This window comes from Mesorhizobium sp. M0292 (assembly GCF_040321695.1).
GTDB lineage: Bacteria > Pseudomonadota > Alphaproteobacteria > Rhizobiales > Rhizobiaceae > Mesorhizobium.
Genome location: NZ_JAMYSB010000012.1, coordinates 69,356 through 87,812 on the forward strand (window position 1 = coordinate 69,356; position 18,457 = coordinate 87,812).

General features: G+C 64.4%; 13 protein-coding genes. 9 read left to right on the top strand and 4 right to left on the bottom strand.

What is annotated here, in order from left to right:
- Nucleotides 1-8: 8 nt before the first annotated feature.
- From NKI96_RS19600 to NKI96_RS19620, 5 genes are read left to right on the top strand one after another with little or no spacing between them, the layout of a single operon-like run.
- Nucleotides 9-2,972, top strand: coding sequence for a molybdopterin-dependent oxidoreductase (locus tag NKI96_RS19600; protein ID WP_502900281.1), 2,964 nt, complete (start codon nucleotides 9-11; stop codon nucleotides 2,970-2,972).
- On the top strand, nucleotides 2,969-4,510 hold the full coding sequence (locus tag NKI96_RS19605; protein WP_023703689.1) for a hypothetical protein: 1,542 nt from the start codon (nucleotides 2,969-2,971) through the stop codon (nucleotides 4,508-4,510). Before NKI96_RS19600 ends, NKI96_RS19605 begins: the two co-directional genes overlap by 4 nt.
- A complete protein-coding gene (locus NKI96_RS19610) occupies nucleotides 4,510-5,394 on the top strand; it encodes a UPF0280 family protein (protein ID WP_023826644.1) in 885 nt (294 codons plus the stop codon). Before NKI96_RS19605 ends, NKI96_RS19610 begins: the two co-directional genes overlap by 1 nt.
- Nucleotides 5,387-5,971 carry an amino acid synthesis family protein gene (locus NKI96_RS19615; RefSeq protein WP_023806235.1) on the top strand — a complete coding sequence of 195 codons (585 nt, stop codon included), beginning with the start codon at nucleotides 5,387-5,389 and terminating at the stop codon, nucleotides 5,969-5,971. The genes NKI96_RS19610 and NKI96_RS19615 overlap by 8 nt, the downstream gene beginning before the upstream one ends.
- Nucleotides 5,968-6,429, top strand: a complete 462-nt coding sequence (locus NKI96_RS19620; protein ID WP_352805692.1) for a MarR family winged helix-turn-helix transcriptional regulator — start codon at nucleotides 5,968-5,970, stop codon at nucleotides 6,427-6,429. The genes NKI96_RS19615 and NKI96_RS19620 overlap by 4 nt, the downstream gene beginning before the upstream one ends.
- 1 nt (nucleotide 6,430) lies before the next feature.
- Here the strand turns inward: NKI96_RS19620 and NKI96_RS19625 are convergent, their stop codons facing one another.
- Nucleotides 6,431-7,546 carry an aminomethyl transferase family protein gene (locus tag NKI96_RS19625; protein WP_352538011.1) on the bottom strand — a complete coding sequence of 372 codons (1,116 nt, stop codon included), beginning with the start codon at nucleotides 7,544-7,546 and terminating at the stop codon, nucleotides 6,431-6,433.
- Between the two features lie 70 nt (nucleotides 7,547-7,616).
- Nucleotides 7,617-8,387, bottom strand: a complete 771-nt coding sequence (locus tag NKI96_RS19630) for an ABC transporter substrate-binding protein (RefSeq protein ID WP_023671296.1) — start codon at nucleotides 8,385-8,387, stop codon at nucleotides 7,617-7,619.
- Nucleotides 8,388-8,641: 254 nt separating this feature from the next.
- On the opposite strand from NKI96_RS19630, the gene NKI96_RS19635 reads away from it, so the two are divergent.
- Nucleotides 8,642-9,532: an SGNH/GDSL hydrolase family protein gene (locus NKI96_RS19635; RefSeq protein ID WP_023703684.1), complete on the top strand. Its 891-nt coding sequence runs from the start codon at nucleotides 8,642-8,644 to the stop codon at nucleotides 9,530-9,532.
- A 22-nt stretch (nucleotides 9,533-9,554) separates the two neighbouring features.
- Here the strand turns inward: NKI96_RS19635 and NKI96_RS19640 are convergent, their stop codons facing one another.
- Together NKI96_RS19640 and NKI96_RS19645 are read right to left on the bottom strand one after the other, a co-directional pair.
- A complete protein-coding gene (locus tag NKI96_RS19640) occupies nucleotides 9,555-11,237 on the bottom strand; it encodes a hydantoinase B/oxoprolinase family protein (protein ID WP_352805695.1) in 1,683 nt (560 codons plus the stop codon).
- A 1-nt stretch (nucleotide 11,238) separates the two neighbouring features.
- Nucleotides 11,239-13,323: a hydantoinase/oxoprolinase family protein gene (locus NKI96_RS19645; protein ID WP_352519713.1), complete on the bottom strand. Its 2,085-nt coding sequence runs from the start codon at nucleotides 13,321-13,323 to the stop codon at nucleotides 11,239-11,241.
- Nucleotides 13,324-13,543: 220 nt separating this feature from the next.
- On the opposite strand from NKI96_RS19645, the gene NKI96_RS19650 reads away from it, so the two are divergent.
- The 3 genes from NKI96_RS19650 (at nucleotide 13,544) to NKI96_RS19660 (ending at nucleotide 18,238) form a co-directional block, all read left to right on the top strand.
- Complete coding sequence (locus NKI96_RS19650) at nucleotides 13,544-14,371, top strand: ferredoxin--NADP reductase (RefSeq protein ID WP_023700427.1); 828 nt, start codon at nucleotides 13,544-13,546, stop codon at nucleotides 14,369-14,371.
- Nucleotides 14,372-14,589: 218 nt separating this feature from the next.
- Complete coding sequence (gene deoC, locus NKI96_RS19655) at nucleotides 14,590-15,639, top strand: deoxyribose-phosphate aldolase (protein WP_023703681.1); 1,050 nt, start codon at nucleotides 14,590-14,592, stop codon at nucleotides 15,637-15,639.
- A gap of 226 nt (nucleotides 15,640-15,865) precedes the next feature.
- A complete protein-coding gene (locus NKI96_RS19660; protein ID WP_352805698.1) occupies nucleotides 15,866-18,238 on the top strand; it encodes an aldehyde dehydrogenase family protein in 2,373 nt (790 codons plus the stop codon).
- The last annotated feature ends 219 nt before the right edge of the window (nucleotides 18,239-18,457 follow it).

Below are 18,457 nucleotides of genomic sequence, written 5' to 3' on the forward strand. Positions count from 1 at the left end.
ACTCCGAGATGATTGAAGCCCTGCCTGATCTCGTGCCGGGTTTCGGCCCCGAGCGCGTAGACATCGTCTTCGCGGTCAATGGCGGCGCCGTCTCGGTCAATGTGCCGCCGTTGCGCCGGCTGTCGCAGGTGTTGCGCGATGAATTGCAGCTGACCGGCACCAAAGTCGGCTGCGACGCCGGCGATTGCGGCGCCTGCACGGTGCTGGTCGACGGCGACGCCGTCTGCGCCTGCCTGATGCCGGCGGCCTCCGCAGCCGGGACGTCCGTAACGACCGTCGAAGGCCTCGCCGATGGCCGGCTCTCGGCGCTGCAGGCGTCCTTCCTGGCACATGGCGCCGCGCAATGCGGCATCTGCACGCCGGCGCTGCTGGTCGCGGCAACTGCGCTGCTGGATGGCACACCGAATCCGACCGAGACCGAGGCACAGGATGCGCTGGGTGGCATCCTGTGCCGTTGCACCGGGTACAGAAAGATCATTGCGGCAGTGATGGATGCGGGACGGTTCGAGACGTCGACCGACGGCGCTGCCCCTCATCCGCCTGCCGGCACCTTAACCCTGTATAGTGACGGGGAGAAGGGAAGTGCTCCAGCGCCGACGCTCCCCTCTCCCCGTTCTTCACGGGGAGAGGGTAAGGGTGAGGGGCAGCGCCAACGTCATTCGTTGGAATTCAATTTTGAACGTAGAATGCCAACCACAGGGAATGCTGTAGGCGCCTCCCCGGTCCGGCTCGACGGCGTGCCAAAAGTCACCGGCGCTGAAAAATTCGGCGCCGATGCCTTTCCCGCCGATGCGCTGGCCGTGCTGGTGGTCCGCTCGCCGCATTATCATGCCGGCTTCGCCTTCGGCGACCTGGAGGGCTGGGTGAAGTCGCATCCCGGCATCGTCGGCGTCTTCACCGCCGCCGACATTCCGGGAAAAAACTGTTTCGGCGTCATCGGTCCGTTTGCCGACCAGCCGGCGCTGGCCGAAGGCTTTGCGCGGCTGCGCGGCGAGGCAGTGGCGCTGGTCGCCGGCGAGCGCGAGGCCATGCTCGATCTGGACCTCCAGGATTTCCCGGTCCGCTGGACCGAGCTGCCGCATTTTCTGCAGCCCGGCGACGCGCAGGCAGAAGGGGCGGCGCTCATCCACGCGAACCGCCCGGCCAATTTGTTGACCAAGGGCTTTGTAGAGCGCGGCGACCCCGAGGCGGCGCTTGGCGAGGCTGCCTTCACAGTGTCCGGTGCCATCGACACCTCCTATGTCGAGCACGCCTACATCGAGCCGGAAGCCGGCCATGCCTACATGGACGGCGACACGCTGGTCGTCGTCGCCTGCACCCAGGCCCCCTACATGGACCGCGACGAAACGGCGAAGGTGCTCGGTCTTGCCGTCGACAAGGTGCGCATCGTGCCGACCGCGACCGGCGGCGGCTTCGGCTCGAAACTGGACGTTTCACTGCAGCCGCTCATCGGCCTTGTGGCGCTAAAGACCGGCCGGCCGGCAGCACTGGCCTACACCCGCAACGAATCCATGATGTCGACCACCAAGCGACATCCGTCGGAGATGAAGGCGACCATCGGCGTAGATGCCGAGGGCCATGTCACCGGCATGGTCTTCACAGGCGATTTCAACACCGGCGCCTATGCCAGCTGGGGCCCGACCGTCGCCAACCGCGTGCCGGTGCATGCCTCCGGTCCCTATGCGACGCCGAACTACCGCGCCGAAGGCCGCGCCATCCACACCCACGGGCCGATCTCCGGCGCCTTCCGTGGCTTCGGCGTGCCGCAGGCGACGATCATGCAGGAGACGCTTTACGATGAGCTTGCGGGCAAGCTTGGCATGGACCGGCTCGATTTTCGGCTGAAGAACTGCCTTCGGAACGGATCCGAAACGGTTACCGGACAGCGACTGGAGTCGGGCGTCGGCATTTTCGAGTGCCTCGACTCCTTGCGACCGCATTGGGCTCGCGCGAAGGCCGACGCAGATACATTCAACAATGCCAATACGAGCAAAAAGCGCGGCGTCGGCATCGCGTCCTGCTGGTATGGCTGCGGCAACACCTCGCTGCCCAATCCGTCGACCATAAGGGTCGGTATCTCGCCGGAGGGCGAGGTCATCCTGCACCAGGGCGCCGTCGATATCGGCCAGGGCTCCAACACCGTCATCGCCCAGATCTGCGCCGACGCACTCGGCCTGCCGCTGGAAAAATTCAAGCTGAAGAGCGCCGACACTGCGATCAGCCCCGACGCCGGCAAAACATCGGCCTCGCGCCAGACTTTTGTCACCGGCAAGGCGGCCGAAAAAGCCAGCCGCGCCTTGCGCGAAAAAATCCTGCGCTTTGCCAATGTCTCGGAGAATGCGGCCCTGCAATTGGACGGCCCGGCGATCGTCATTCGTGAGGGCGAAGCCACTCGGCGTATCGATCTCGCCGCGCTCGATGTCGATGCGGACGGCTACGTCTTCCGCGCCGAGGAAACCTACGACCCGCCGACGCTGCCGCTCGACGCCAAGGGCCAGGGCAAGCCTTACGCCGTCTATGGCTATGGCGCGCAGATCGCCGAACTCGAGGTCGACCTCAAGCTCGGCACGGTGAAGCTCTTGAAAATCACCGCCGCGCACGATGTCGGCAAGGCTATCAACCCGCTGCTGGTCGAAGGCCAGATCGAAGGCGGCATCGCGCAAGGCATCGGCATGGCGCTGATGGAGGAATACATCCCCGGTCGCACCGAGAATTTGCACGACTATCTCATCCCGACCATCGGCGATGTGCCTGAGATCGAGCACATATTGATCGAGGTTCCCGATCCGGAGGGACCGTTCGGCGCCAAGGGCCTGGGCGAGCATGTGCTGATCCCGACCGCACCCGCCATCCTCAACGCCATACGCCACGCCACCGGCGTTCTCATCACCAAGGTTCCGGCGACGCCGACGCGCATCCGCGCCGCCATCCGCGAAAAAGATGGCATCCGCGACAAGGAGGCACGCCGATGAGCGAGCTTGCCGAACGCTTCGAAACCCACGATCCGGGCGAAAAGCTGGTGGCGGAAAAGATCCGCTGCGATGCCTGTCCGGTGATGTGCTACATCGCCGATGGCCGCACCGGCGCCTGCGACCGCTACGGCAATGTCGGTGGCCGCATCGTGCGTATGGACCCGCTGACCATCCTCGACCATGCGGCAGAGAGTGGCGCCGCGGTCGTGCCCTTCACCGCCGAGGGCGAGCAATGGGACGGCGAACTGGTCAACACCGGCCGCCGCTTCGTCACTGCGATCGGCGCCGGCACCACCTATCCCGACTACAAGCCGGCCCCCTTCATCGTCAGCCAGGAGGTCGAGGGCGTCGATCTGGTGACCGTGGTCACCGAAGGCATTTTTTCGTACTGCGGCGTCAAGGTGAAGATCGACACCGACCGCCATCTCGGTCCCGAAACGGCAATCGTGCGCGCGCAAGGCGAGCCGATCGGCCACGTCACGACAGGCGAGTATGGCTCGCAGATGCTGTCGCTGGGCGGCGTGCATCATCTGACCGGCGGCTCCAAGGCCGAAGGCCGGGCAACCTGTGACGCGATGCTCAGTCTGTGCAATCGCAAGCCGGTCGAACTGACCATCGATGGCGGCGCCACCATCATCGTCGAAGCCGGCAAACCACCTGTCATCGACGGCAAGCAGGAACACCGTATGCGGGTCGGCTGCGGCTCGGCCACGATCGGCATGTTCGCCACGCAATGGCGCGGCCTAGTCGACGAGGTGGTGGTGGTCGACGACCATATCACCGGCGTTGTCTCCGAGCATCAGGCCGGCAAGGTGCTGGGCTGGCAGGACACCGGCATCAAGATCATCGGCCGCCGCTCGACGCCGGGCCGCTATTTCAAGGTCTCCGAGCCCGGCCTTGGCTGGGGCGGCACCTCGATTTCCGACCCGCTGTCGATCCTCGGCGGATGGAACGCCAAGAAGGGCGCCCGCCCCGGCCTGTCGCTGCTGATGGTGTCGACCACCGGCGAGCAGTTCGCCTATTACGAACTCGACGACGAGTTGAAGCCGGTTGAAAAACCGTTCCCCGAGCGGCTGCAGAAATCGGTCGGCCTGATCGAGGACAATTGCGAGCCGGCGCTCTGCACCGTGCTGTTCATCGGCGGCGCCGGCGGTTCGCTGCGCGCCGGCGTCACCGAAAACCCGGTCAATCTCACCCGCTCGGTGCAGGGCTTGAAGACCTATGTTACCGTTGGCGGCGCGCCGGTCTATGTCTGGCCGGGCGGCGGCATCACGCTGATGGTCGACGTCATGCGCGTGCCGGAAGGCGCGTTCGGTTATGTCCCGACCCCGGCACTGGTGGCGCCGATCGAATTCACGCTGCGTCGCGACGACTATGTCCGGCTGGGCGGCTACGAGGCCGAGATACGAAGCGTCGAGGATATCGTTGCCAAAGGCGGCGAGTATCTCAACCCGCGTCGCGGCTCAGCCGCCGAGGCTCAAAACCCATGGCCGCCGCTCGCGCAATTGCGCCGCGTCGGCTCGAACGGGGCCACCTGATGCAAGGCCCGCAAGTCCACTGGCTGCAGGACGGTAAGCGGCTGCACCTCAACCACGGGCCGATCGACCTGATCGTCGAAGCCTTTGGTGAGGCGGCTGAGTGTCGTGCCGCCTACGATCAGGCGATCGAGCGCTTCCAGACGATCCTGATCGAGTTGGTCGAGGAGCTTCCCGAATTGCGGCTGCCGGCATTTTTCCTGGCGCCGCGCACCTTCGCCGGCCCGACGGCGCGGCGCATGGAAGCAGCCGTCATGCCCTTGGCGGAATGCTTCATCACGCCGATGGCCGCCGTCGCCGGATCGGTAGCCGACGAAATGCTCTCGGCATTGCTTGCCGGTCGCAGACTCGACCGGGCCTATGTCAACAATGGCGGCGACAGCGCCCTCCATATCGGCAAGGGCCAGTCGATGAACCTAGCGATCGCCGGCACCGGCAACGGCATGGCCGACCGCCTCACCATTCGCTCGGCGGACGGCGTGCGCGGCGTCGCCACCAGCGGCTGGCGCGGCCGTTCGTTCTCGCTTGGCATTGCCGACGCCGTCACCGTGCTGGCGCACACCGGCGCCGAGGCCGATGCGGCCGCGACACTCATTGCCAACGCCGTCGACCTGCCCGGCAATCCCGCCATCAAGCGCATTCCCGCGCAGGACTTGGCGCCCGACAGCGATCTCGGCGCGCGGCTGGTGACACAAGCCGTCGGCATGCTCGCGCGTGGCGATGTGGAGCGGGCGCTGGACAATGGCCTTGCCGTCGCCGAAGATTTTCGCCGGCGCGGCCTGATTGCCGCATCGGCGCTGTTTCTAGGTGGGGAAGCGCGCATCAGTGGTTCCATGGCGCTTGCCGCGCCCAACAAAAATCCAGGGAAGGAAGTCGCCCATGCCTGAGTTTCCGATCCGCAAAATCGCGGTTCTGACCGAAGAGATCTTTCACGATGGTGGGCCGGTCGCAGCTGCGCCGCGCCGCCGCGCTGCAGCCGTGGCCCTGGTGAAGAACCCGTTCGCCGGCCGCTACGTCGAAGAACTGCAGAGCGCCATGGACGATCTGAAGCCGCTCGGCCTGCTGCTCACCGACAAGCTCATTGCCGCATTGGGCGGCGACATCAAGCAGATCGACGCCTACGGCAAGGGCACCATCGTCGGTTCGTCAGGGGAGCTGGAGCACGGCGCGCTGTGGCATGTGCCGGGCGGTTACGCCATGCGCGAGCGGCTGGGCGACGCCAAGGCGATCGTGCCGTCGGCAACCAAGGTCGGCGCCTTCGGCTCGCGGCTCGACGTGCCGCTCGGCCACACCAACGCCGCCTATGTGCGTAGCCATTTCGACGCCATGGAGGTCGGTCTCAGCGACGGGCCGCGCGCCGACGAAATCCTGTTCTGCCTCGCCATGAGCTGCGGCCCCCGCGTGCACGACCGCATGGGCGGCCTGGCGGTCGGCGACATCAAGGCCTGGGACGGCTTGCGATGAGCGGCGGGGACAATCTTCTCAAGCTCGTCGAGGCCGAAGAGCCCGACGAACATGACTACCGCCTGCAGGAGCAGGTCGGCTTCATCCTGCGCAAGGCGCATCAGCGCCATGTCTCGATCTTTGCCGCCCAGATCAGCGACCTGACGCCGCCGCAATTCGCTGCACTTGCCAAGCTGCACGACGTCGGCGAGACCTCGCAGAACCAGTTGGGCACGCTGATCGCCATGGATGCGGCGACGGTCAAGGGCGTCATCGACCGGCTGAAGGCGCGTGGCCTGGTCGATCTGACCAAACACGAGGTCGACAAGAGGCGGCTGCTGGTCAACCTCACGCCAGAGGGACGCGAGGCGATCGAACGGCTGATCCCGTTGGCCCGCGCCATCACCCACGAGACACTGGCGCCGCTGACGGTCAAGGAAGCGGCCACGTTTATGCGGCTGCTAGCGAAGTTAGCCTGATTTAGGCCCGCAGCCGAGCGCCTTCAGGATCGAAGAACGGCATCGGCGCCACCACCGCGCGGGTCGGCTTGCCGTCAATGTCGATGCTGAGTTCGGTCCCGATGGCGGTGAACGGCAGCCGCAAATGCGCCGTCGCCAGAACTTTGCCTAAGGAATAGCCGTGATCGCTATAGGTGACGACACCGGCATCCTCGCCGTCGGCGAAAACCCTGGCATCCGTCGCGGCCGGCTTGTCACCGTCGAGAATCAGCCCGGTCCAGCGTTCGTCGAGCCCCTTGCCGCGAATTGTGAGCAATGCCTCGCGGCCGATGAACTCGCCCTTGTCGAACTTGATCCAGCGATCGAGCCCGACATGGAAGGGCGTACGGCTCTCGTCCATGTCGATGCCATGCGCCGGATAGGCCTTTTCCAGCCCGAGCGTGAACATGGCCAGCACGCCGTATGGCTTCAAGCCGAAATCGCCGCCGGTCCGCACCAGCGCGTCCCAGACGGAAGTCGCCTCGTCCGCCGGCACGAACAGTTCGAAGCCGAGCTCGCCGGTCACCCCGGTGCGTGAGATCAGGACTTTGGTCTCGCCGACGCGCCCTGAAGTGAACGCCCAGCGTTTCAACTCATCGAGATCGGCATCCGAAACCAGTGCTTTCAGCAGCTCGCGTGAGCGCGGCCCCTGTATGGTCGGGAAGGCGACGGCCGCGGTGATGTCGGTGACATAGGCCTTTCGCGCTTCAGCATGATGCTGCAGCCAGGGCAGCATCTTCAGCCGGTTGACCGAGCCGGTCACCAGCATGAAATGCTCAGGCGCCAGCCGGAACACGGTGAGGTCGTCCATGATGCCGCCATCGTCGCGGCAGACGGTGGAATAGCGCACCTGGCCGGGGCTCATCGCGGCCGCATCGTTGACGATAACGTGGTTGACCAGCGCCTCCGCTTCCGGCCCCTTGATGTCCATCTTGCCCATGGTGCTGAGATCCTGCACGCCGACATTCTTGCGCGTGTTCAGATGCTCGTCGGCGATGCCGGAATAAGTTTTGGCCGAGACGAAGTCGCCGCCGACCCGGCCCATCGTGGCGCCGAGGCCAACGATGCTGGTGTAGAAAGGGGAGCGCCGCTCAACCAAGAAACTTCTCCGTCATCTCATGAAAACGGCAGCGCCGGGTGGCGCTGCCGAGGTCGGGTTGGCTGAGGGATTAACCCCCGTAGACGTCGAAGGCGAAGTACTTGTCGTTGATTTCCTTGTACTTGCCGTTGGCGCGCAGCGCCTCGATTGCGGCATTGAACTTGTCGGCCAGTTCCTTGTTGCCCTTTTGCAGGGCGATGCCGACGCCGGGGCCGTGAATGGCCGGATCGGCGGTCAGCGTGCCGAGCAATTTGCAGCAGGCGCCATCGGGCTTCTTCAGCCATTCGGTCAGGATGATCGAGCCGTCCATCATCGCGTCGAGCCGGCCATTGGCCATGTCGGTGCGGGCGTCGTCGCCCGTCGGATAGGCTTTCACGGTCGAGCCGGAGTATTTCTGCTCGGCGAAATTCTGGTGGATGGTTGCGCTCTGCACGCCCAGCACCTTGCCCTTCAGATCGTCCGGCGATGTGCCGGCGATGGTCGAATCCTTCGGCACGGCGATGGCCGGCGGCGTCTGGTAATATTTGTGGGTGAACTCGACCTTCTCGGCCCGTTCCGGCGTGATGGTGATGTTGATGATGGCGTCGAACTTGCCGGCCTGCAGCGCCGGAATGGAACCATCGAAATCCTGTACGGAGAATTCGCACTCGGCCTTCATCTCGGCACACAGCGCCTTGCCGAGGTCGATGTCGAAGCCGCCCAGCGTGCCGTCCGAATTGGCATAGTTGAAAGGCGGATAGGCGCCCTCGGTCCCGATCCTGAGTTTCTCGGCGGAGGCAGCACCGGTCCCAAGCAGCAGGGCGGCGGAAGCGGCAAGCACGAAACGACCGAAAAGACGCATGTTCCTGATCTCCGTTGACTAAGCAATTCCAGGGAAGGTGTTGGCGGTTTCCCGTCCGGAATTGCGCGAAAACAAGGATAGAAGTCTATGGTCTTTTGCAGGCCCCACGGAGACGGAAACGACATGCTCTGCGGCGATCACGGCGCGGCAAGCCGTCCTTCCCCAGGAATCTTACTGTGATCTAAATTACAGACCGATCATGGACATGGGCGCATGTTCAGCTGGAAGTAGACGGTCGTGGGAGGGACCTGGGGATGGACCAGCAGGAATTCGTGCAGGAAGCCGCGCAGCGGCGCATAGACGACGACATCGCCAAGCGCATCAAGGTTCACCAGGCCAACATCGAGCGGCTCGAAACCGCAAGGGAAAGCGCCGGCAATCTCGAGGCGGCCGTCGCCAACCGGCCGCTGGTGATGCTGGCGCAGGGCGATTCCTGGTTCGACTATCCGCTCACCGGCAACGGCTTTCCGTTCGTCGACACCGACGTGATCGCGCAGCTGCGCCGCATCGGCTCGATGCCGCCGACCATCCTCAACCTTGCCCATCATGGCGATGCGGCGACCGACGAGATGTCGCTGCCCAAGCAGCAGCGCATGATCGCCGCCCTGCGCAACAAGGCCAACTGGCTGGACGGCAAGCCCGATGCCATCCTGTTCTCTGCCGGTGGCAACGACATTGCCGGCGACCAGTTCTGCATCTTCCTTGACTTCAATGACGGCCACGCCCCCGGGCTGAACAAGAACCGCTTCACCAAGGCGCTCGGCATGGTCGAGGCCTGCTATCTCGATTTGTTCGCGCTGCGCGACCGCGTCGCGCCAGGCGTGCCGATCTTTGGCCATTGCTATGATTTTCCGATCCCGAACGGAGCGCATCCGTCCTGTGTCGGCCCGTGGCTGAAACCGTCGCTCGATTTCTGCAACTGGACGGTCGGCAAGGGCACGGTCATCGTTCACGACGCGCTGGCGGCGTTCCGCGATGTGGTGAAGCGCCTGGCCGACGATCCCAACAACAATTTCCATCTGGTCGACACGCAGGGAACGTTGAAGGTGGCCGACTGGGCCAACGAACTGCATCCCGATCCCGCCGGCTTCAAGAAGATCGCGCAAAAATTCGCCGATGCGCTGAAGGCCAAGCTGCAGACCTGACGCGGCTCGGGCCTGTCGGCTGTCAGGTTCCGAACAGCTCTTTGGCTTGTTCAACGGTGTAGTAACCAAGCCTGATGTCTTCGGCGACCAGTTTCGGGTCGCGCTGACGCGGATCACCATAGCCGCCGCCCCCGGGCGTGCCGACCCTCACGCGGTCGCCGGCCTTGAGCGCGATGTCCTGTTCCTTGGACAGATGCGGCGGCACATGTGCCTCGCCGTCGCGGAACACGGTCACCGTGTTCACCGCGCCGTCCTTGCCGCCGAGCGCGCCTTGCGGGCCGAAACGGCCATGGTCCATGACGAAGGACGCGCGCGCCTCTCCTCGCAATATCTCGACCTCATAGGCGAGGCCAAAACCGCCGCGCTGCTTGCCGGCGCCGCCGGAGCCTTCGCGCAAGGCATAGTGGCGGTAGAGAACCGGAAAGGCCTGCTCCATGATCTCGACCGGCGGCGATTTCGAAATGCCGATGGTCGAGCAGCCATTGGTCAGGCCGTCATGGCCGGAATTGCCGCCATAGCCGCCGCCGGAGATCTGATACATCACATAGTCGCGGCCGCGGGCCGGATCGTTGCCGCCGAGCGCGAAATTGCCGCTGGAGCCGGCGGGCGCGGCCGTCACCTTTTCCGGCAGCGCCTGCACCATCGCCGCGAACACCGCCTCGGCGATGCGCTGCGAGACTTCAGCCGCACAGCCGGAGACGGGACGCGGGTATTTGGCGTCGAGGAACGTGCCTTCCGGCCGCTTGACGATCAGCGGCTCGAAGGCGCCGGCGCTGATCGGCACATCAGGAAAAATATGGCGCATGGCGAGATAGACCGACGACAATGTCGTCGCCAGCACGCTGTTCATCGGCCCCGCGCATGGTTTTGACGAGCCGGTAAAATCGAAGGTCAGCGTGTCGCCCTGCTTCTCGACGGCGAGCGCGATGGTCAGCGGTTCGTTGACCACGCCGTCCGAGTCGACAAAGGCCTTCGAACTGTATGTGCCGTCGGGAATGGCGGAGATGTTGGCGCGCATCTGCTCGGCGGCGCGGCGACGCAGTTCGGCGATCGCCCCGACGACAGTTTCGTCGCCGTAACGATCGAGGATTCCATTGAGCCGGTCCTGACCGATCAGCAGTGCTGCGGCCTGCGCTCTTATATCGCCGATGCGCTGGTCGGCGACGCGGATGTTGGAGCAGATGATGGCGTAGATTTCCGTGTCCAGCACGCCCTTCTTGAACAGCTTGACCGGCGGCAGCCGCAGGCCTTCCTGCTCGACGGCTGTGGCGGAAGCGGAGAAGCCGCCCGGCACCGAGCCACCGATATCGGGCCAGTGGCCGGTATTCGATAGCCAGCAAAATATCTTGCCGTCGCGGTAGACCGGCATGGCGAAGCGCACGTCCATCAGATGCGTGCCGCCGAGATAGGGATCGTTGACGATGTAGATGTCGCCGGGTTCCGGCGGCAGGCAACGGCCGTTGGCGATCATCTCGATCACCGTCCTGGTCGAATACTGCATGACGCCGACGAACACCGGCAGGCCCTGGCTGCCTTGTGCGATCAACGAGCCGTCGACGGCGGAGTAGATGCCGTCGGAGCGGTCATTGGCTTCGGCGATGACGGGCGAGAAGGCAGCGCGGGAGAAAGTAAGATCCATCTCGTCGCAGACCTGCTGCAAGGCTGCCTGCAGGACCGAAAGCGTGATGGCGTCGAGCTTTTGCATCTCAGGCCTCGCCGATATCGATGATGATGTTGCCGTCGGCGTCCGATCTTGCGCGGTCGCCGGGTTCGAGCACGGTGGTGGCGTCCATCTGTTCGAGGATCGCCGGCCCTTCGATGACGGCATCGGGCGGCAGCTTTTCGCGTGCGTATATCGGCGTATCGTGCCAGCGTCCTGCGTACCAGACAGGCCTTGTTTCGCGCAGCGCCTCGTCTAGCGTCTTTGTACGTCCGGCCGGGTCGATCAGCCGTGACAGGTCGATTGCCGGCCGCACGCCCGTCACCGACGTGTTGAGGTTGACCAGATTGGCGCGGATCTCCGGCAACTCGACCTTGAAGCGGGCAAAATAGGCTTTTTCGAACAGCGCCTGCAACTCCTGCCTTGTCACCGATGAAGACGGCAACGGCACGTTGATGATGTGGGTCTGGCCGACAAACTGCATGTCGGCAGAGTGCGTAACGCGGATCGTTTCCGGCTTCACCGCTTCCTTGCCGATCAGTTCCTCGCCTTCCCCGCGGTGACGTTCCAGCACCTCGCGAAGCTTGGCTTCATCGAGCACGGCGACCGGCTGGTTGATCGTGTTGACGAAGTCGTGACGCAGATCGGCCACGACGCAGCCGAGCGCATTGGTGATGCCCGGACGCGCCGGCACCAGCACACGGGGCAGGCCGAGTTCGCGCGCCAGGGCGGAGGCATGCAGCGGCCCGGCGCCACCGAAGGCGAACAGCGCGAAATCGCGCGGATCATGGCCGCGCGACACCGAGACCATGCGGATGGCGCCGGCCATCTTCATGTTGCCGAGGCGCAGCACCGCGCCCGCCGCTTCGACGCCGGAGAGGCCGGCGGCCTTGCCTATTCTGTCTTCGAAGATCCCGGTGACCCGCTCGACGGTGACCGGATTTTCGACCGCCAGCAGCTTCTTCGGCGCCAGCCGGCCCAGCACCAGATTGGCGTCGGTGATGGTCGGCTCGGCTCCACCACGACCGTAGCAGATCGGGCCGGGATTGGCGCCGGCACTTTCCGGGCCGATCTGGATCAGCCCGGCCGCATCGACCCGGGCGATGGAGCCGCCGCCGGCACCGACCGTATGCACCGCCACCATCGGCACGTGGATCGGCATCGCATATTCGATCTCGATCTCGTTCGAGACGGCGGGCTCCGCATTGCGGATCAGCGCCACATCGGTCGAGGTGCCGCCCATGTCGTAGGTGACGAGGTTTTCAAAGCCGGCACGCTTGCCCGTATAGGCGGCGGCGATGACGCCGGAAGCCGGGCCGGACATCACGGTCTTGGCCGATTCCCTGGTGACGAAACGGGCCGAGATCATGCCGCCATTGCCGTTCATGATCAGGAAGTCGCGGGCGTAACCTTTGGCGGCCAATTCCTTGCGCAGCCGCTCGACATAGCGCTCGAGGATCGGCTGCACCGAGGCGTTGACCGCGGCGGTCACGCCGCGCTCGAATTCGCGGGCTTCCGACAGCAGCGCATGGCCAGTCGTGATGTAGCCGTTCGGCCAAAGCTCGGCGGCGATTTCGGCTGCGCGCCGCTCATGCGAAGGGTTGGCGTAGGAATGCAGGAAATGGATGACGAGGGACTCGCAGCCGGCCACGATCAGCGTCTTCACGGCGTCGCGCATCTCGGTCTCATCGAGCGGGGTGCGCACCGCGCCGGATGCTTCGACGCGCTCCGAGACTTCGAGCCGGAGATCGCGCGGGATGATCGGAACGAAGGTGCCGGTCATGCCATAGGGCTGCGGCCGTGTGCGCCGTCCCAACTCGATCACGTCGCGAAAACCGCGCGTGGTGATCATGCCGGTTTTCGCCAGCCGGCGTTCCAGAACCGCATTGGTGGTGGTGGTCGTGCCATGCACGATGAGGTCGATGCCGTCTATGGCAAAGCCTGTGGCGCCCAGCGCTGAAACCACGCCGAACGCCTGGTTGTCGACCGTCGTCGGCGTCTTGGCGATATGCACCTTTCCGCCGTCATTTCCGTCGATCAAAATGAGGTCGGTGAAGGTTCCGCCAACATCGATGCCGGCAACGACGTGACCCAGGGAATCCGGTTGTTGCACCGAAAAATTCTCTTTCATTGTCGAAATCCGAAATGGCGGAACTACGAATATGCCGCAGTTTGGAAAGCTGTTTTAGCGTGGTATCTTGACACAAATATCGTTTGTATACTAATAAATTTGGGACACAAGAGCTCACTGCTTTGGAGTGTGTGAACGGCTCGCCGGGACCTGAATGGTCTGGGCGCGCAGGAAACGGTTTGGCGCCCGCACAGGCGTGGGCAAGACAGAGTTGGATTTGATGAACACCACATCCGCACTCAACACAGCCGGCGCCCGTCCGCTGCAGTTTCCGATTCCGGCCAATGTCTATGCCGAAACCGTCGTCTCGGTGAAGCATTACACCGACCGCCTGTTCTCGTTCCGCATCACCCGTCCGCAGTCGTTGCGCTTCCGCTCCGGCGAGTTCGTCATGATCGGTCTGCCCAATGCCGAAAAGCCGGTGTACCGCGCCTATTCGGTCGCCAGCCCGGCCTGGGACGAGGAGCTGGAATTCTTCTCGATCAAGGTGCCGGATGGTCCGCTGACCTCCGAACTGCAGAAGATCCAGGTCGGCGACACCGTCATCATGCGCCAGAAGTCGACCGGCACGCTGGTTGTCGACGCGCTGACCCCGGCAAAGCGCCTGTTCATGATCTCGACCGGCACCGGCATTGCGCCCTTCGCCAGCCTTCTGCGCGACCCCGATACCTACGAAAAATTCGATCAGGTCATCCTGACCCACACCTGCCGCGACAATGCCGAACTGACCTATGGCCAGGAACTGGTGGCCGCGCTCGAGAACGATCCCCTGATCGGCGAACTGACCGGCGGCCGCGTCACCCTCTACAATTCGACGACCCGCGAAGAATCGGCGCGCATGGGCCGCATCACGGCGCTGATCGGCTCGGGCAAGTTCTACGCCGACCTCGGCATCGAGAAGCTCAATCCGGAGACGGACCGCATCATGATCTGCGGCTCGATGCATATGCTGAAGGACGTCAAGGAAATGGCCGAAGGCCTCGGCTTCCATGAGGGCTCGCTCAGCCATCCCTCGACCTTCGTCGTCGAGCGCGCTTTCGTCGGCTGACATCAGCAGGCGCCTCGGCGCCTGCTTCTCGATTGGAATTTTGACCATGCGGTCAAAATTCAGCTGCTTTCGCCGCCTTTTTCCGCTATGACCGCTTGAAGGACTCGTGAAGCGATGCTTCACGGGCTATCTTCGGTGTGCGTCGCCTAAAGCCGCCGTGCGGTCCGGGAGCAACGACACGCACCACGACGTAAAATCGTCGAGCGAAAGGGCAGGAGATGAGCAGCACAATCCGCGAAGCCGATCTCGGCGCGTCCAAGGTCACGCCGCTGCCGGCGCGTGCCGCAGCCAACACGCCCGTTCCGCAATCGCATGGCATCGCCCGCAACACCGGCATGCGGCTCGATCTCGGCTTCATGGAATCGGTGCGCTCGGTCAATCGCTCGGCGCTGGAGCGCCGCGTCGCCAGCCTGACCAAGCGTCGTTCGATCAAGGCCGACAACCAGGCGGCATGGCTGCTGCGCGCCGTCTCCTGCATGGATTTGACGACGCTGAATTCCAACGACACCGAAGAGCGCGTGCGCCGCCTGTGCGCCAAGGCGATCAACCCGTTCCGCCGCGACATCGTCGAGGGGCTTGGCATCGAGGGCGAAAAAATCCGCCCGGCGGCGGTCTGCGTCTATCATCCATTCGTCGCGACGGCTGTTGATGCCGTGCGCGGCACCGGCATCCATGTCGCCGCCGTCTCCACCGCTTTCCCGCACGGCCTTGCGCCGCTGTCGACCCGCCTGCAGGAGATCGAGGCATCGGTGCGCGACGGCGCGGACGAGATCGACGTCGTCATCCCGCGCGGCCTGGTCTTCGGCGCCAAGTGGCAGGAGCTCTACAACGAGATCGTCTCGATGCGCGAAGCCTGCGGCGATGCGCATCTCAAGGTCATTCTCGGCACCGGCGACCTCGCCACGCTGCGAAATGTCATGCTGGCCTCGATGGTGGCGATGATGGCCGGCGCCGATTTCATCAAGACCTCGACCGGCAAGGAAAGCGTCAACGCCACGCTGCCCGTCGGCCTTGCCATGGTGCGCGCCATCCGAGCCTATTTCGAGGAGACCGGCTTTCTCATCGGCTTCAAGCCGGCCGGCGGCATCTCTACCGCCAAGGCCTCGCTCGACTGGCTGGTGCTGATGAAGGAGGAGCTCGGCCGGCCCTGGCTGGAGCCAGACCTGTTCCGCTTCGGCGCCTCGAGCCTCCTCACCGATATCGAGCGCCAGCTCGAGCATCATCTGACCGGGCATTATTCGGCCAATCACCGCCACGCAATGGCGTGAGGCGGATGAAGGCCTTGAACGTCGTGTTCCTTCGCGCCTCCCTCTGTCCTGCCGGACATCTCCCCCACTTGGGGGGAGATTGGCTAACGTCGGCGATTTCGCCAATTGTCGACGTTTCAGAGCCGACAGGCGCGAAGGCTAATCTCCCTCCTTGTGGGGGAGATGTCCGGCAGGACAGAGGGGGGCGCCACAGAGCGCCTGCCAAGACGATTATCTGGAGCGCGTCATGAACATTCTCGAACGCTATCACGCCATGGAATACGGCCCGGCGCCGGAAGCCCGCACCGAGGCCGATGCCTGGCTTGCCGGACGCGATTTCGGCAAGGCGCTGTTCATCGACGGCGGCTGGAAGGCAGCAGGCGGCGGCAAGACCTTCGAGACCAGCGAACCCTCATCCGGCAAGCTGCTGGCCAAGATCTCCGATGCCGGCGCCGCCGATATCGACGCAGCCGTCGCTGCAGCCACCAGGGCGTTGCCGAAATGGTCGGCATCCTCGGGCTACCAGCGCGCAAAAGTGCTTTACGCCATTGGCCGCGCGATGCAGCGTCATCAGCGCCTGTTCGCAGTGCTTGAGTCAATCGACAACGGCAAGCCGATCCGCGAAAGCCGCGACATCGACGTGCCGCTGGCCATCCGCCATTTCATCCATCATGCCGGCTGGGCGCAGGCGCTCGACAAGGATTTCCCAGGCCACAAGGGTGTCGGCGTCGTCGGCCAGATCATCCCATGGAATTTCCCGCTGCTGATGCTGGCCTGGAAGATTGCGCCGGCGCTCGCCGCCGGCTGCACGGTGGTGCTGAAGCCGGCCGAGTTCACGCCGCTCACCGCCATCCTGTTTGCCGAGATCTGCGAGCGTGCCGGCGTGCCCAAGGGCGTCGTCAACATCGTCCAGGGCGGGCCGGAAGCGGGCGTCGCCATCGTCAACCATCCCGGCATCCAGAAGATCGCCTTCACCGGCTCTTCGGAGGTCGGCAAGATCATCAGGAAAGCCACGGCTGGATCGGGCAAGAAGCTGTCATTGGAGCTTGGCGGCAAATCGGCCTTCATCGTCTTCGAGGACGCCGATCTCGACAGCGCCGTCGAAGGACTGGTCGACGGCATCTGGTTCAACCAGGGCCAGGTCTGCTGCGCAGGCTCGCGGCTTCTGGTGCAGGAAGGCATTGCCGACGCGTTGATCGCCAAGGTCAAGGTCAGGATGAGCCGGCTTCGCGTCGGCAGCCCGCTCGACAAGAACACCGATATCGGACCGCTGGTCGACGCCACACAGCTCGACCGCGTCAAGGGCCTGGTCGCAGAAGGCGCCAGACAGGGCGCCGTCTGCTGGCAGCCCGACGCGGTGCTGCCGTCTTCCGGCTACTACCACCTGCCGACGCTCGCCACGGGTGTTTCGCCGGCAAATATATTGGCGCAGGAAGAGGTGTTCGGTCCGGTTCTGGCCACCATGACCTTCCGCAACACTGAGGAAGCGATCGAGCTTGCCAACAACACGCGCTATGGGCTGGCCGCCTCGGTGTGGAGCGAAAACATCAACCTCGCGCTGCATGTCGCGCCGCAGCTGAAGGCCGGCGTCGTCTGGGTCAACGGCACCAACATGTTCGACGCCGCCTGCGGCTTCGGCGGCTATCGCGAAAGCGGCTTTGGCCGCGAGGGCGGGCGCGAGGGCATGTTCGAGTATCTCTCGGCAAAGCTGCCGCTCGGCCCGGTGATCAAGCCGACGGCGTCTTCGGCGCAGCCGGTCGAGCAATCGGATGGCGGCGCCATCGATCGTACCGCAAAGCTGTTCATCGGCGGCAAGCAGGTGCGGCCCGACGGCAATTATTCGCTGGCGATAGCCACTGCCAAGGGCAAGCTCGCCGGCGAAGTCGGTCTCGGCAGCCGCAAGGACATCCGCGACGCCGTTGCCGCCGCCCGCGCCTGCAAGGCGTGGCCGGAGGCTACCGCCTACAATCGTTCCCAGGTGCTCTACTACCTCGCCGAAAATCTGTCCGGCCGCACCGGCGAATTTACCGCACGCTTGACCGAACTGACCGGCGCCAACGCCAAGGCCGCGCGGGAGGAAGTGGAACAATCGATCGAGCGCCTGTTCCTCTATGCCGGCCTTGCCGACAAGTATGAGGGCAGGGTGCATCAGCCACCGGCCCGCGCCGTCACGCTCGCCTTGCACGAGCCGGTCGGCGTCCTCGGCATCGTCGCCCAGGACAGCGCGCCGCTGCTCGGCTTGATCTCCCTGATCGCACCTGCGCTTGCCACGGGCAACACCGTGGTGGCCGTGCCGTCGGAAAAATACCCGCTGCTCGCCACCGATCTCTACCAGGTGATCGAATATTCCGACGTTCCGGCAGGCGCCATCAACATCGTCACCGGCCGCACGGCGGAGCTTGCCGGCGTGCTGGCCAAGCATGACGATGTCGACGGGTTGTGGCTGTTCGCCGATGCCGACACCTGCGCCAGGGCGGAGGCCGATTCCATCGGCAATCTCAAGCGCGTCTGGACCGGAAACGGCCGCAGCCTCGACTGGGCCTCCGACGAGGCCGCCGGCGATGCCCTGCTGCGCCGCACCGTCGAAGTGAAGAACGTCTGGGTGCCATACGGCGACTAATGCCGCCTGAAGCGCGCTGTGCTTGAGTGAACCATGGCAGCGCGACTCGTTGCCCGGTTGTCATACATGTTGTTGCATCAGAGCAAGCGATGTGCATTACATCAGCCGTCGCGAAGGTGATCGCGTTCGGGCTTGACGCCCGGACATGTGTTCTTTAACCAGAAAAAACATTTGTTGTTTATGGACTGATGGATTGTGCAGGCCGCATAGTCGCGCCTG